The 16484-nt window shown below is 42.7% G+C and carries 12 protein-coding genes and 1 tRNA gene; 5 read left to right on the plus strand and 8 right to left on the minus strand.

The annotated features are described in order from the left end of the window. Positions 1–337: 337 nt before the first annotated feature. From ACZ48L_RS04630 to ACZ48L_RS04660, 7 genes are all read right to left on the minus strand, one after another. A complete protein-coding gene (locus ACZ48L_RS04630; RefSeq protein WP_025792375.1) occupies positions 338–958 on the minus strand; it encodes a DUF4840 domain-containing protein in 621 nt (206 codons plus the stop codon). Between the two features lie 82 nt (positions 959–1040). Beyond that, positions 1041–2498: a TrkH family potassium uptake protein gene (locus tag ACZ48L_RS04635; protein WP_464721955.1), complete on the minus strand. Its 1458-nt coding sequence runs from the start codon at positions 2496–2498 to the stop codon at positions 1041–1043. Positions 2499–2500: 2 nt separating this feature from the next. Then, positions 2501–3841 carry a Trk system potassium transporter TrkA gene (gene trkA / locus ACZ48L_RS04640; RefSeq protein ID WP_025792376.1) on the minus strand — a complete coding sequence of 447 codons (1341 nt, stop codon included), beginning with the start codon at positions 3839–3841 and terminating at the stop codon, positions 2501–2503. A gap of 47 nt (positions 3842–3888) precedes the next feature. After that, a complete protein-coding gene (dxs, locus tag ACZ48L_RS04645; protein ID WP_464721956.1) occupies positions 3889–5811 on the minus strand; it encodes a 1-deoxy-D-xylulose-5-phosphate synthase in 1923 nt (640 codons plus the stop codon). 192 nt (positions 5812–6003) lie between these two features. After that, positions 6004–7431, minus strand: a complete 1428-nt coding sequence (locus ACZ48L_RS04650; protein ID WP_025792377.1) for an MATE family efflux transporter — start codon at positions 7429–7431, stop codon at positions 6004–6006. 192 nt (positions 7432–7623) lie between these two features. After that, the gene (locus ACZ48L_RS04655; RefSeq protein ID WP_025792379.1) at positions 7624–8286 is read right to left on the minus strand and encodes an FKBP-type peptidyl-prolyl cis-trans isomerase; all 663 of its coding nucleotides are present in this window, start codon (positions 8284–8286) and stop codon (positions 7624–7626) included. Positions 8287–8367: 81 nt separating this feature from the next. After that, entirely contained in the window at positions 8368–9915 is a 1548-nt protein-coding gene (locus ACZ48L_RS04660; RefSeq protein WP_025792381.1) for a glycine--tRNA ligase, read from the minus strand. A gap of 479 nt (positions 9916–10394) precedes the next feature. Between ACZ48L_RS04660 and ACZ48L_RS04665 the strand changes: the two genes are divergently transcribed. The 5 genes from ACZ48L_RS04665 to ACZ48L_RS04685 all read left to right on the plus strand — a co-directional run bounded on the left by ACZ48L_RS04665 (position 10395) and on the right by ACZ48L_RS04685 (position 15499). Beyond that, positions 10395–13130, plus strand: coding sequence for a DNA gyrase/topoisomerase IV subunit A (locus tag ACZ48L_RS04665; protein ID WP_025792383.1), 2736 nt, complete (start codon positions 10395–10397; stop codon positions 13128–13130). Positions 13131–13203: 73 nt separating this feature from the next. After that, positions 13204–14040, plus strand: a complete 837-nt coding sequence (locus ACZ48L_RS04670; protein WP_199897303.1) for a DUF3316 domain-containing protein — start codon at positions 13204–13206, stop codon at positions 14038–14040. Then, positions 14037–15059 carry a S41 family peptidase gene (locus ACZ48L_RS04675; protein ID WP_025792386.1) on the plus strand — a complete coding sequence of 341 codons (1023 nt, stop codon included), beginning with the start codon at positions 14037–14039 and terminating at the stop codon, positions 15057–15059. The genes ACZ48L_RS04670 and ACZ48L_RS04675 overlap by 4 nt, the downstream gene beginning before the upstream one ends. Positions 15060–15123: 64 nt before the next feature. Next, positions 15124–15205: transfer RNA gene (locus ACZ48L_RS04680), tRNA-Leu, on the plus strand. 72 nt (positions 15206–15277) lie between these two features. Then, on the plus strand, positions 15278–15499 hold the full coding sequence (locus ACZ48L_RS04685) for a hypothetical protein (protein ID WP_148295449.1): 222 nt from the start codon (positions 15278–15280) through the stop codon (positions 15497–15499). 358 nt (positions 15500–15857) lie between these two features. Here ACZ48L_RS04685 and ACZ48L_RS04690 read toward each other — a convergent pair whose 3' ends face one another. After that, positions 15858–16346 (minus strand): outer membrane protein, encoded by a 489-nt coding sequence (locus ACZ48L_RS04690; RefSeq protein ID WP_025792387.1) that lies wholly within the window; start codon positions 16344–16346, stop codon positions 15858–15860. Positions 16347–16484 lie beyond the last annotated feature (138 nt).

Here is a 16484-nt window from a genome sequence, read left to right on the forward strand (position 1 = left end):
TTTGTAACCAACAGATAACCAACAACTTACAAACAGGCTTGTAAAAGACGCCCTTTTGCATTGTGAAAGGGCGTCTTTTACACATCAAAAGGGCACCTTTTACAATGCAAAAGGGCATCTTTCACTTCTCAAAAGAGCACCTTTCACTTTGTGATTGTGAATAGTTTTTACAAAGAAGGGTATATCTCCTTCATTCTGCACAAGTGTGATGTTCGGCGAAGTTACATTCAGTTCAGCATTTAAGCCTCCCCTTTCAGCGATTGAACAAAGCAACAAAAAGACCCAGGATGGTAATCACTCACCAATCCTGGGCTTCTATTTTATTATCTGTTATACGCTATGATCGTGGCTCAGAGAGGAAGAACAGCATCTCACTCTCATTGGGGAAACTAGCAAAACCATAAGGACGCTTATCGATATAGTAGCCTGCTAAGTAGAGCTGGAAGAACAATCTCTTCTTATCAGAACTATAAACTGCATAAGAATCAGTTATAGGACGGAAGACAAACGCTACCTCATGCTTTGCCCCATCATACTCCAAATCCTTGAAAACGATTGACTGTGGGAGTAGATAGAAGGCTACAGGATCACGCTGGAAGAAGCCAATCCGACAAGTATCATTGACAGCTGGAAGCTGACTAAGCGCTGCTTTCAGTTTATCATTACCAACCTTATCAACCAACAAGCTTGTAGGAATGTTCTTCAAAACTAAGGTTGTATCACCCGTTACCTCACATGATATGTTCAAAGAGTCCGTCACTCTCCTTCCATCTGTGCTGTATTTAAAATACTTCATCTTACCATTGTAAGACCCACGTACCGTATTATACGCCGTAACTCTCTCTGCTGGAGTCATCTGTTTGTTCCGTACATCATTCTCTTCATCGCTCAGACAAGAGGTGAAAGACAATACTGAAAACAGGCAAGCAGCCCAAAAAAGTACCTTATTCTTTTTCATTGTAATAATAGTTTATTAATCTCTTATGTTATTATTTGGCGCAAATATACAAATTTATCAGGCAACTCTGTTGTAAAATCTGTTAATTCTCTTTCCAAAAGGCAGGTGTAAACAGAACCAATACAGTAAATAATTCCAGACGACCAACCAACATAAGGAAAGAACATATCCACTTTGCAAAGGCAGGAAGCTGTGCCCAAGACATCGTAGGACCAATCTCCATACCCAATGTAGGCCCGACATTACCCAGACTACTCAGTGTTATGGTGATAGCATTCGTGTTATCAATACCGAAAGCAATCATCGTAAAGGCACAGAAAAGGGTAAGAATAAGATAAAGACCCATAAAACCCAATAGCGTAACACGATTGGATTGTGGAATATTCACCCCATCTATCTTCATAGGAAGGACTGCATTAGGATGAAGAATCTGGCGAAACTCGTTACGAACAACCTTCAACATCATCACACCACGGATACTCTTAAGACCTCCACTCGTGGATCCTGAACAGCCACCAAAGAACATACACGCCGCAAGAACTACCCAAGTGACATGTGGCCACTTGGCTGCATCGTCACTAAAGAGTCCTGTTGTGGTAATGAAAGATACCACTTGGAAGACTGAACTACGGAAAGCATGCTCTATATCATAATGATTTCTGTAAACAAGTTCAAAGGCTATGAAGGCTGTAAACAGTAGAACCATAATCGTATAGAAGCGGAACTCACTGTTCACAAGTAGCTTTTTGATATTCAAACCTACTACTGAAGCATATAATAAGGTGAAGTTCACACCCGAAAGGAAACAGAAAAGAGCACAGACATACTCCTCTGCAGGAGAATGAAAAGTCATGATTGATCCGCTTTCGGTAGAGAATCCTCCCGTAGCAGTACTGGTCATGGAATAATTAAAAGCATCAAACCAACCCATTCCGCAGAACTTATAACTAAGAATACAAGCCACGGTGAGAATGAGATAGACCATCCATATCCACTTAGCACTGGTGCTAAGACGCGGATGAAGCTTACTCTTGATTGGTCCGGTAGCCTCTGCTGCAAACACTTTCACTGATCCTCCCACCATAGAAGGCAAGATAGCAATGGTGAAAAAGACAATTCCCAGACCCCCAATCCACTGTGTCAATGACCGCCAGAAGAGCAATCCCTTCGGTAAACGTTCAGGAAAATCAATGATTGTAGCCCCTGTTGTGGTAAAACCAGACATCGCTTCGAAGAAAGCATCAGTGAAACTATCAATATAACCACTGATCATGAAGGGCAAAGTTCCGAATATTGAGAAGAGAATCCAGGACACTGTAACAACGAAATAGGCATCACGACGACCCAAAAGGTTATCAGCATGAAGTCCCAAAAGACGGAAAATAGTGCCCGCTCCAGCAGTTATCAAGATACTCCAGATAAAAGGTAAGAAGTCAGCACTGGTGTAAATCAATGACACAAGGAGGCAGACAAAGAGCAGAGAGCTCTCTATCCACAACAGTGAACCAAGAATTTTAGAGATGAGTTTTAGGTTTAACATGATCACATAAATAGTTTCTCTACCTTCTTCATATCGACATTATAACAGAAAGCAACGACAGAGTCGCCTGCTTCAATCTGTGTATTACCAGAGACAAGCATGCCTTCGCCATTCCTAACAAGTCCACCGATGGTCACTCCCTTGGGCAGATTGAGTTCCCGAACAGTCTTCTTTGTTATCTTAGAGTCAGGACTTGGCACAAATTCAGCCACATCGGCGTTGACAGACATAAGGAATTTAACATTCTCAACATTAGCATCCAGCATCATTTGATAGATATGACTGGCTGCAACAGCTTTCTTATTGATGATCGTTCCGATGTCAAGACTCTCTGCAGTGCATACATAATCAAGGTTTTCCACGGCTGCTACAGTCTTACGAACGCCCATTCTCTTAGCCGTAAGACAAGCAAGTATATTGGTTTCTGCATTCGATGTCAATGACACAAACGCCTGCGTATTACGGATTCCTTCCTCTTGTAAGAGTCCAATGTCACGTCCGTCACCGTTAATGACAAGTGTATCCTCATCGAAAATGTCATTCAACACTTCACAACGGGCTGGGTTCTGCTCAATAATCTTGGCATTCATATACTCCGGCATCATCTTTACGGCACGTGTTGCGGTCTTTCCTCCACCCATAATCATCACGTTCTGTACATCAACATAATGCTCTTTGCCAACTACTTTGCGAACATAAGGGATGTATTGCTTCGTTGTCATGAAGAAAGCAAGGTCGTAAAGTTGCAGCGTATCATTACCTCCAGGGATGATAGTCTCGTCGTTTCGTTTGATAGCCACTACATGATAAGGGTCATCAGGGCCACTAATCTCCTTCAAAGGACGGTTGAGTACTTCGCATGTTTCACGTAATTTGATTCCCAACATGACCAAAGCACCATCATGAACATCCCAACGTTGACGTACCCATGACATCTTTAATCCGTTGATAATATCCTTTGCAGCCAGCATTTCAGGATAGATAATACTACTAACGCCCATCTTTTTGAAGAGTTCCTGATTGCTTGGATCAACATATTCTGGGTTATCTACACGGGCAACGGTCTTCTTTGCACCCAACTGATGCGCCATAGCACAGGCAGAAAGGTTTGCAGACTCATTCGGAGTAACGGCAATGAAGAGGTCAGCATCCTCTATTCCTGCTGTTTTTAAGCCTTTAATACTCGTTGGAGAACTCTCCATTGTCAGCAAGTCATAGTCATTGCTTATCTTAGTCAGGTTCTCTGGATTCTCATCCATCAGTACAATATCCTGCTTATCACGTGAAAGAAGCTTGGCAAGGTACGTTCCTATGGCATACGCTCCAGATATAATAATCTTCATTCTATATTCCTTTCTTTATTAGACAGTTATGATGCAAGGGGTATTAACTATCCCTTCTCGGATGTTAACACCTTCTTTATGCTTTCCACATCAATCCCACAAATCTGCTTTAGTTCCTGTACTGTTCCGTGTTCTACGAAGTTATCGGGTAATCCCATACGTGTAATAGGAATTGAATAACCATGATCATTCATCCATTCTGTTACAGCTGAGCCTAAACCTCCATTGCGAACACCATCTTCAATAGTAACAATACGTGAGAAACGGGTGGCAACCTCTTCCAGAATCTTCTCATCCAAAGGCTTCAAAAAACGCATATCATAATGAGCAACTGACGGACAATGACCCTTTGTTGATGGCGACTCAGCACTCTCTATCTGCTGAATAGCCTGTTCAACATCGTTCCCTATCGGGCCAATACTTAACACTGCTACATCCCAACCATCATGAATGCGTCTACCAGTCCCCACTTCTACCTCACTCAAAGGGCATTCCCAATCAGTCAGAACGCCACGTCCACGAGGATAACGGACAACAAACGTCCCCTTATCAGGCAACTGTGCAGTGTACATTAGGCGCCGCAACTCACGTTCATCCATAGGTGAAGCGATGGTAAGATTTGGTATTGGACGTAAGAAAGCCATATCAAATGCTCCATGATGTGTGGCTCCGTCTTCTCCAACAAGGCCCGCACGGTCCAGACAAAGTACTACAGGGAGGTTCAATATGGCTGTATCATGGATGATACTGTCGTATGCTCGCTGTGAAAAGGCACTATAAATATTGCAGAAAGGCTGCAATCCATCCTTTGCCATACCAGCAGAAAAAGTCACAGCATGCCCTTCAGCAATACCAACATCAAATGTTCTACCAGGTATTTCCTTCATCATTATGTTCATAGAGCAGCCCGTTGGCATGGCAGGAGTGACTCCAACGATACGCGGATTCTTCTTGGCAAGCTCCAATAAGGTCTTCCCAAAGACATCTTGATACTTCGGTGGCTCACAGCTACAGTCCTGTACTATGCGCTGACCGGTAGCTGGGTCGAACTTACCTGGCGCATGCCAGATCGTCGCACTCTTCTCTGCTGGCTCGTAACCTTTGCCCTTTTTGGTATGGAGATGAAGCAGTTTAGGTCCCTTCATACTCTTCAACTGACGAAGAATACGTATTAATTCAACAACATTATTACCATCAAAAGGACCGAAATAGCGGATATTCATCCCTTCAAACAGGTTCTGCTGATGTGCAAGTGCCGCCTTCAGAGCATTATTTAAGCGTAGAAGTCCTTTCCGACGCTCATCATTTAGCAGTCCTTTAGCATGCAACCACTGTGAAATCTTAAACCTAAAACGATTGTAAGTCTCATTTGTATCAAGGTTCAAGAGGTACTGTTCCATACCTCCCACAGCCCTATCAATGGACATATCATTGTCATTCAGGATTATCAGGAGGTCATTGGGTTGGCTCGACACATTGTTCAATCCCTCAAAAGCCAGTCCTCCACTCATCGCACCATCGCCAATAATAGCAACAACATGTCGTTCCTGCTTCATCAGTTTAGCAGCGACTGCCATTCCTAATGCTGCAGAAATAGAGTTAGAAGCATGTCCACAAGTGAATGTATCATACTCACTTTCCTTTGGAGAAGGGAAAGGCATCAATCCATTTAGCTTACGATTGGTGCAGAAAGAGTCCCTTCTGCCCGTCAATATCTTATGTCCGTAAGCCTGATGTCCTACATCCCACACCACACGATCCTCTGGAGTATTGAAGACATAATGACAGGCTACCGTGATTTCTGTAGCTCCAAGACTTGAAGCAAGGTGTCCTGGATTAACGGCAACTTCCTCAATTATATCCTTTCTCAGCTGCTTACAGAGCTCAGGAAGCTCCTCTAAGCTCAGTTTTCGTAAGTCTGCAGGGGACTGTATCTTGTTTAAAAGGTCGTATTCTTTCTCGTTTGACATTATATAATAATGTGAATCATTTTGCAAAGATACGCTAAATAGCTTAAAAAGCAAAAAAAAAGAAGCGTTAATACATGGTACAACGGATAACTGATAACAACCAGAAATAATTGTAAATGGCATTTCCTTCATTACTATAAAATATCTTTATCATGAAGGTTATCCATATCTGACACATTTTATACCAAATTCTTACGATTTCTTCTGCCTGAGATGTCGATAAAGATAGAATATAAACATCAGTCCACGGAAGCTGAGTTCAACAGCCATTGCAAACCAAACACCACGAAGACCATAGTGGGATGCAAGCGTATAAGCCAGTGTCAGCCGAACAAGCCACATGCTTCCAAGGTTGATAAACGAAGGTTTCAACGTATCACCAGCACCAACACAGACGCTATAAGCCACGATAGCTGCTGCAAAGAAGGGTTCTGCAAAGGCTTCAATACGCAATATTGATGTGCCAAGGGCTTGTATTTCTGGGACAGGAGTCAACAATCCAATCATTTCCGGTGCGAAAATATACATGATAATGCCCATGAAAGCCATAACAGCCATACCCATCAAGACTGTCATCCATGCAAAACTACGATGCAGATCACGCCTATCAGCTCCCACACTCTGCCCAACCAGTGTCGTAGCAGCCTCACTGATGCCGTAGCCAGGCATATAACAAAGGCTCTCGGCAGTGATTCCGAATGAGTGAGCAGCAATTGCTACGTTGCCCAAAGGTGCTACTATCATCGTTGAGACAAGCTGTGCACCATTCATAAGAAGATACTGTAAAGCCATTGGTGCTCCAATCTTTACAGCATTCCACACATATTGCCATCGCCAAACAAAGCGCTCTACATCCAGTTTCCAAGCTAAAATGGAACTACGAAAGATTGCGAAATAAGCCAAAGGGAGTGCAACAGAGACAAAAGCAAGCAATGTTCCAAGAGCAGCACCTGCTACTCCCCAACCGCATCCGGGGACAATCAACTGCCATCCAGCAATGGTTAACGTACGCGTTGGGAAGATAAAGAAGAAGTTAAAGATGACATCCAGCACACACATGAGGATTGCCATAAGACTGGGACGGCGCATATCACCCGACACTTTCAGCATAGAAGCAGACAGAACTTCTATAAGATGGAATGGAATAGCAAATGAAAATATCAGGAAATACATACTTGCGTCATGCTGAATATCCACACCTCCACCCAGCCATACAGGTAAACGAAAGGCTATCAGTACTGTGATGAGCAAGAGAATCATTGAGAAAGACAGTCCGAAAGCATATCCATGCCGCATTACGGCACGTGCCTTTTCAAAGTCATTCGCCCCAATAAAGTGAGCAGCCTGTACAGAGAATCCCATTGAAGCAGCACTCACTAAAGAGCCGAAAAGCCACGTAGCGGGTTCAACAAGACCGATGGCAGCAGCTGGTTCAGCACCTAATGAGCCCACCATCCCTGCATCTATATAGAACATCAGTACCGTTGTGACCTGCGCAAGGATAGAAGGAATACTGAGTTGGATGATGAGATTGAGCTTCTCACTCCTACTCATCACTCCGCCTTCACGAATCTTTGCAAGCAAAGCATCGGTTACTGATTTACTGAAAGAGAGTCTCACTGTGACAAAAAGGGGACTAATAGATTAGGATAATGAACGATTAAAAGTAATGAACGAGAACAAAAAAAGGACACCATTCCCGTCTGTCCGATATCATTTTAGTATGACGGACACACGGGGACGTGTGCCCCTACGCATAAATGCCAAAGTCTTTCAAAGCCCTGTAATAATAAAGAGCTCCACAAAACTTGACTAAATCCTCAGCTTCTGTCCAACATGTGCGATGCCAACCAGACGCAAATCAAAGATAAGAGTTGAATAAGCTGGAACAGAACCAGTCTTACTACTGCCATAACCCAACTGATAAGGGATATAGATAGTCCAATGATCACCCTTGTGCATCTGCTGTAAAGCTGTCGCAAAACCATCAACAACACTCCCGACATGTAGGTGTGCAGGACGTGAAGTGGAAGCATCAAAGACATCCTTCGACCATGACTTATCAAAGATAAGACCAGCAGTATAGGTGGTAGATGGGATTAATTGCCCCTTATAATGTACTGCTACGGAATCAGAATAGATTGGAGTTACAGTCCCAGTACCCGTCTCTTCCACGTGTACGATGATGTAATCCTCAGGACGATAGCTGAGTGTAGCACCCGAATTGGCTTGCTGCCCCTGTAAAGTGTAGTTCAGAATCAGCTTCCATGAGGTATCTCCAGCTTTTATCTTCTGCTCTGTAGCTGTATAAAGCTTCTGCCAATAGGTATCATTTGTAGACTTCCAATTAGCAAATTCCTCCACTTCGTCTTTGTTTTCCGTACAGGAAGCAAAGATTCCAGCCGAGAACAGCATAGCACACAGACAGAGAACGCCAGTCAAACGGTGGATAAGCGTCTTTAAATTCTTTGTCATAGTCTTTCTTTTTTTATAAAGAAGGATGACCGAAAGGTAGTCTGATAATATGCCAGACTACCCACGTTTCACCCATTCATCCTAATCAATATCAATCTTCTTCAATAGAGAAGTAATTGAAACACGGTCCTCAATGATCTCACGAAGCTTCTCAACTGGAACACGTTCCTGCTTCATTGAGTCACGATAACGCAGCGTTACGGTATTGTCTTTCAGTGTGTCACCATCAACAGTAACGCAGAAAGGAGTACCAATAGCATCCTGACGACGATAGCGCTTACCGATTGAGTCCTTAGCTTCCATGTGTGTATTGAAATGGAACTTCAGGCCGTTTACAATCTCCTGTGCCTTCTCTGGCAGACCATCCTTATTGACCAAAGGTAGTACAGCACACTTAACAGGAGCCAATGGCTCTGGCAATTTGAGTACAACTCGGCTTGAACCGTTCTCCAAATCCTCCTCTGTATAGCTGTGACACATAACAGAAAGGAACATACGGTCAACACCAATAGATGTCTCAACATCGTATGGAGTATAGTTTTCATTGCGCTCTGGGTCAAAGTACTTAATCTGTCGACCAGAGAATTTCTCATGTTGTGAGAGGTCAAAGTCAGTACGTGAGTGAATACCCTCAACCTCCTTGAAGCCGAATGGCATGCGGAACTCAATGTCAGTTGCAGCATTTGCATAGTGAGCCAGCTTCTCATGGTCATGGAAACGATAGTTATCATCACCCATACCCAGAGCCTCATGCCATGCAAGACGGTGCTTCTTCCAGTATTCAAACCACTTCATCTCTGTTCCTGGTTGGCAGAAGAACTGCATTTCCATCTGCTCGAACTCACGCATACGGAAGACAAACTGGCGTGCAACAATCTCATTGCGGAAAGCCTTTCCTATCTGGCAGATACCAAATGGCAGCTTCATACGACCCGTCTTCTGAACATTGAGGAAGTTAACGAAGATACCCTGCGCCGTCTCTGGGCGAAGATAGATCTTATTGGTAGCCTCAGCTGAAGCGCCCATCTCCGTAGAGAACATCAAATTGAACTGACGAACGTCTGTCCAGTTCTTTGTTCCACTGATTGGATCAACGATACCTTCATCAAGAATAATCTGCTTCAGAGCCTCCAAGTCAGGACCTTGCATTGCCTCAGTATAGCGGGCATGAAGTTCATCACGCTTCTTCTGATGCTCCAGGACACGTGGGTTTGTCTCACGGAACTTAGCCTCATCAAAGCTGTCTCCAAACTTCTTAGCAGCCTTAGCAACCTCTTTTTCAATCTTCTCTTCGTACTTACCAATCTGATCTTCAATGAGATTATCAGCACGATAACGCTTCTTTGAGTCGCGGTTGTCAATCAATGGGTCGTTGAAAGCATCAACATGACCACTGGCTTTCCACACTGTCGGGTGCATAAAGATAGATGCATCAATGCCGACAATGTTGCTATGCAGCAATACCATTGACTGCCACCAGTACTGTTTGATATTGTTTTTCAGCTCAACACCATTCTGACCGTAGTCGTAAACTGCTGCCAAACCATCATAAATATCACTACTTGGGAAGACGAAACCATACTCTTTGCAATGGCTAACGATCTTCTTGAAAACATCTTCTTGTGCCATAATTGATTATATTTATCTTAATTTTTGACGCAAAGTTACAGTTTTTCTCTTGAATAAGAATAGGTTTATTGCGAAAGTTTATCCTAAAACAGTTATTACTAACCGAAGTTCAGCATGCGTCAAGAGCTACGCAAGGAAACCAAATCACCATTATCAAGATTACCATCTACCGCCTCGCACAAGGTATTATACGCCACTACAGAAAATTACAAGGCGTCTGTAATACTTCTACAAGGCGCTTGTAATACTTCTACAAGGCGTCTGTAATCTTTCTACAAGGCCTTTGTAATTTTCCGAAACGAGCTTTCTTGGTTAGCAAGCAAGTATGTTTGGGGCTTTAAGGGAGGGCATTTCAGTCTTTCTTCACTGGTCTTTTTCAACGTTACTATAAACTTCATATTTGTCTATTTACATTTTTTTTCGTACATTTGCAGTCTTATGGGCTTGCATTTAAGCGATAAACAAGAACGAAGACAATTATGGATGACGAAATAAAAGACATGGAGGGACAGACCCCAGAGGAAGAGATTCAAGGGCAGGACTCCCATTCTGATTATAAACCAGCCGACAGATTTGATGCTTCTGCCGTACATCACCTTTCGGGAATGTACAAGAACTGGTTCCTGGATTACGCCAGTTACGTAATTCTCGAACGTGCCGTTCCCCACATTGAAGACGGTTTGAAGCCTGTTCAACGCCGTATTCTCCATTCTATGAAACGAATGGATGATGGCCGATACAATAAGGTTGCGAACATCGTCGGTCATACCATGCAGTTCCATCCACATGGTGATGCTTCTATTGGAGACGCTTTGGTGCAGCTGGGACAGAAGGATCTGCTCATTGACACACAGGGAAACTGGGGAAATATTCTCACCGGTGACCGTGCAGCAGCACCCCGATACATTGAGGCCCGACTGTCAAAATTCGCTTTAGAGACTGTCTTTAACCCCAAAACTACCGAATGGCAGCTCTCATATGATGGTAGAAACAAAGAGCCAATCACACTTCCTGTGAAGTTCCCGTTGCTCCTTGCACAAGGAGCCGAGGGTATTGCCGTTGGCTTGTCATCTAAGATTCTTCCCCACAACCTCAATGATATCTGCGATGCAGCTATCAAATATCTGCGTGGAGAAGAGTTCAATCTTTATCCAGACTTCCCTACCGGCGGTAGTATTGACGCTTCAAAATACAATGACGGACAGCGTGGTGGTGTGCTGAAGGTACGTGCCAAGGTTGAGAAACTTGACAACAAGACACTCGTTATCCGTGAGGTCCCTTACACAAAGACAGCAAGTTCGCTTCAAGAGTCGATTACTAAAGCTGTTGAAAAGGGTAAACTGAAGATTCGTCGTGTGGAAGACATGACAGCATCTGAGGTTGAAATACAACTACACCTTACTCCTGGAACATCCAGTGACAAGACTATTGATGCCCTCTATGCCTTTACCGACTGTGAGATAAACATCTCTCCAAACTGTTGTGTCATACGAGATAACAAGCCAGAGTTCCTTACCGTCTCTGAAGTATTGCGTAATTCGGCAGAACATACCAAGGCATTGCTGAAGTTAGAGTTAGAGATTCGCAAGCACGAATTGGAGGAACAGCTCTTCTATAACTCCTTAGAGCGCATCTTTATAGAGGACCGTATCTACAAAGAGCGTAAGTTTGAGACGGCAAAAGACCTCGATGAGGTTGTTACTTTCGTTGATTCCAAGCTTGAACCATACAAGAAAACCTTCATTCGTGAGGTAACACGCGATGACATCATACGCCTGTTGGAAATCAAGATGCAACGCATTCTGAAATTCAACAAGGACAAAGCTGATGAGCTGATACAGAAGATTAAGGCAGAGATTGCAGAGATTGACAAAGATCTCAGCGAGATGGTACGAGTAACTATAGAATGGTTCACACATCTAAAGGAGAAATACGGAAAGGAACACCCACGCCATACTGAAATCAGAAGCTTTGATACGATTGTAGCAGCAAAGGTGGTTGACGCCAACGAGAAGCTCTATATTGACCGTCAGGCAGGCTTTATCGGGACAGGATTGAAGAAGGCTGAGTTCGTACAGAACTGTTCTGACCTGGACGATATCATCATTTTCTATAAGGATGGAAAGTACAAAGTAATCCGAATAGCTGATAAAGTCTTTGTTGGCAAGGGCGTTCTGCATGTACAAGTATTCAAGAAGAACGACAAACGAACGATATACAATGTTGTTTATCGTGATGGCAAGACTGGTCCTTATTATATAAAGCGATTCAATGTCACCTCGATCACCCGTGATAAAGAGTATGACTTGACGTTGGGAACACCTGGATCAAAAATCAATTACTTCACTGCCAACCCTAATGGTGAGGCTGAAATCATCAAGATTACACTTGACCCGAATCCAGAAAAGAAACGCCAGAACATCTTCATTGAGCGTGACTTTGCAACGATTCTTATAAAGGGACGCGCAGCGAAAGGTAACCTTCTGACCAAAGAAAGTATACACCGCATCTCTTTGAAGAGTCATGGTCATTCTACACTCGGCGGACGAAAGGTGTGGTTCGACCCAGATGTCAACCGCATCAACTACGAAGATCACGGCAACTATCTTGGTGAGTTCTCTGATCAAGACAGCATTCTTGTCGTCCTTAAGAACGGTGATTTCTACATCACGAACTTTGATGCTACCAACCACTATGAGGACAATATCCTCCGAATAGAGAAGTTTGTTATTGATAAACCATGGACGGCAGTAATATATGATGCCGACAATCAAGGCTATCCTTACCTGAAACGTTTCCAGATGGAAGCAACGAAACGGCACCAGAACTTCATTGGTGAGAACGCTAATTCACAGTTAGTTCTCCTCACAGACGTTACCTATCCGCGTATCCAGATTACATACGGAGGAGCTGATGCCTCACGTGGGAAAGAAGAGATTGACGCAGAACAGTTCGTTGGTGTCAAAGGATTTAAAGCCAAAGGTAAACGACTGACGACATGGAAGGTCAGCAAAATAGAAGAGTTAGAACCCACACGTTTTCCAGAAGAGACAGGAGAAGACGACAACAACTCTGATGATGAAGATACAGAAACGCAGGTAGAGACTACTGAAACAACGGCACAAGATGAGAATCTTGACCCAGATGCAGGTAAGTCACAGCAACAAGTTATTGACGAAATAACAGGTCAGCTCAGTCTCTTCCCTGATGAATAGGCATAAAAATAGGGACAGACGCAACAGCCTGTCCCTATCAAAACAAAAGAACTTTACCACTTAATATATTTCTATGAACCGAAGCGTACGACTTATTAACTACACACGACTGTTAATAATAACATTACTATTAACGACAACAAAGTCCTGGGCACAAGATACTTTGCGCTCTGGGAAGGTTATTACAAATGCTCAAATGATTGGTATCGGTGCTGTTAACATCCTTGATACCTACATTTCACCAGAGATTTACAGAGGTTCTGAACTGCGATATGTATCACATTCCACACGAGGAAACGGCAGTAAGCTGTCTCGCGAACTGATACATCATGCACAACTCACCTTTGCAAAGAATAGAGTTAGAAACAACCAAGAGGTTGGAGGATATTATAATTTTCAGTATAACTGGATATATGAACTTGGGAAATGGAACCTTGGAAAAGGTGAACTGAACCTAAAAACAGGTGGAGGTGTGGACGTTTTAACAGGTTTTCTGTATAATACACGCAACTCTAATAACCCTGCACAAGGTTATGCACGCCTGAACATAGCACCAGACATCATTGCTGCTTATAGTTTCCGTCTATGGAGACGTTCTATACAGGTACGTTACGAACTACAGACACCGCTCCTTGGGGTTATGTTCTCACCTAATTATGAACAGAGTTATTATGAGATCTTCTCACGAGGGAACTATGATCACAATATCGTTTTTACCACTCCATTCTCTGCACCATCACTCCGTCAGATGGCAACGATCGACTTCACACTCCACCATACGACCCTCCGCGTGGGATTCCTTGGTGACTATCAACAGACAAAGGTCAACGGATTGCGACAGCATGTATGGAGCAATCTGTTCCTATTAGGTATAGTAAGAAAGTTTTCCATCAATAAAATTCTCCCATGAGTGCATCTTCCAAAACTATAAGACATTTCGTTTTCACCTTTTTGTCAGCTATAATACTGACCAGTTCCATAACAAGCTGCGTCACAACTGACGAATATGACGACAATTCAAAGGGTAATTTTGAAGCACTTTGGAGGATTATGGACGAACATTATTGCTTCTTTACACAGAAAGGAATAGACTGGAACGAGGTTCACGAACGCTATTCCCGCCAGTTTGATGCTACCATGACAGACGCACAAGCATTCGAAGTAATGACCAAAATGCTATCAGAAGTGAAGGATGGGCACGTCAATCTCTATACATCTTTTAATATAGGACGCTACTGGGCATGGTATGAGGACTTCCCAAAGAACTACTCTGACTCTTTAGAACGCAAGTATCTCAAGACTGATTATCGCATTGCAAGTGGCATGGATTATACCATCTTTGATGATAACGTTGGTTATATACTCTGTAAAAGTTTCCTAAACAACACTGGTGCAGGTAATTTAGACAACATCCTCCTTTATATGCAACCATGCCGTGGACTGATCATTGACGTACGAAACAACGGTGGAGGAAACGTAAATAATGCTGAAGAACTGGCAGCACGTTTTACAAACGAGGAGCTACTTGTTGGTTACATTCAGCATAAAACAGGTACAGGGCATGATGATTTTTCATCCTTACAACCACAACACCTGAAGCCTGGGAAAGGAATAAGATGGCAAAAACCAGTTATAATACTTACCAATCGCAGTGTATATTCTGCTGCTAATGAATTTGTAAAATACATGAAATGCTGTCCAAAGGCTAAAATTGTAGGTGACAAAACTGGTGGTGGAGCAGGTCTACCCTTCTCTTCCGAACTTCCAAACGGCTGGAGTATCAGATTCTCAGCTTGCCCTATGTATGACAAAAACAAGCAAATGACAGAGTTTGGGATAGACCCTGATTACAAAGTAGACATCTCTTCCTCTGATTTCTCACGTGGTAGAGATACAATTATAGAGTTTGCAAGACAACTTTTACATTGAGATACAAAGAAACGTGTAAACATTTGGCTATCTCCAAAACATTCTGTATCTTTGCAAACGTTTTGCGCCTGTGGCGGAATTGGTAGACGCGCTAGACTTAGGATCTAGTAACTCACGTTGTGCAGGTTCGAGTCCTGTTAGGCGCACTGAAATAAGAACCGGATAATTAGTAATCAATTATCCGGTTTTCTCTTTTATAAAACCTTATTCAATACGAGATGGTATATAAGCAAAGTCTTCAGGAGTGGATAGACAGTTTTCAGACAGCAGATGTTCACACTACCGACCGCCACATTACAGACTTCTCAAAACAGGAGATATCCAAGAAAGAATGGATAAAGAAGAGCTTTCTTATAGCAGGAAGCTGTATTGAATATATCAAGAATACAGACTATCGCATATTCGTTTACATTGGTTTTGCCCTGAAAAAACAGACGTAAGCCTTTTATTCCAGACACATTAAGTTTAGGAACAATGGACAAATGGACGCCTCCTTTCATCATCCTTTCCAAGACGAGAATGGAAAATGAAGAAAGCTATACTACCTCCGAAATACTCAGCAAAAGCCTACAAAGGAACGTGTTCTTTTGGCAATATAAAGAAAAAGGACCGTATCTTTCAAATGTCTATATTGCGATAGAAGAATCAAAAGCATAAAAACTTACCCCTCTATGGGTAAGAAAAACCACCACCGTAGTTTATCTTAAACAAAATAGACAGGTCCTAAAAGCCTCATCCGTTGACCTTAGCCAAAAGGCTATCGCCTAACACAGAGCCTTTAGGACCTGCCTTATTTATTTAGAACTTGTAAGCTACACCTACACCAAGTACCAACTGGTTGTAGTTGCTAATAATCTGATACTTCGCCTCAGCGTTTACGTTCAAGTTCTTAGTAAGCTCATACTCAACACCACCACCGAGGTTAATAGCAAGACGACCGTCTGAACCCTCATTTATAGTATTACCAGCGTACTCATACTTGTATGACCAGTTTGTATAGCCAAGACCTGCGAGTGGATATACCTTAAACTTGTCTGCTACATCAAAGAGGTAGTGAACATTTGCGTTTACATCCCACATTGAAAGTCCCTTGCGCTTGAAGAAGTAGTCAAAAGAACCCTCACCTCTAATATGATCTGTGAAGTAGTACTGACCCTTAACACCAAAACCGAGACTGTTAGTCTCTGAACCGAATACGAGCTGTGCACCGAGTGCCTTATCACCTGCCTGCGCTGAAGCTGAAAGACTCATAACTGCAGCACATACTAAAAGTAAAAGTTTTTTCATTTCTAATAATTGTTATGTTAAAAAAATAAGTTTATTTAGAGTGAGGACATCTTACAAAAAGAATGGTTATAAAAACCTATCAGCTTATTATTTCTGATTAACAGAATAACTAAAATTGAAAAAATGTCCTTTTATAAA

It is taken from the genome of Prevotella histicola (assembly GCF_055385135.1).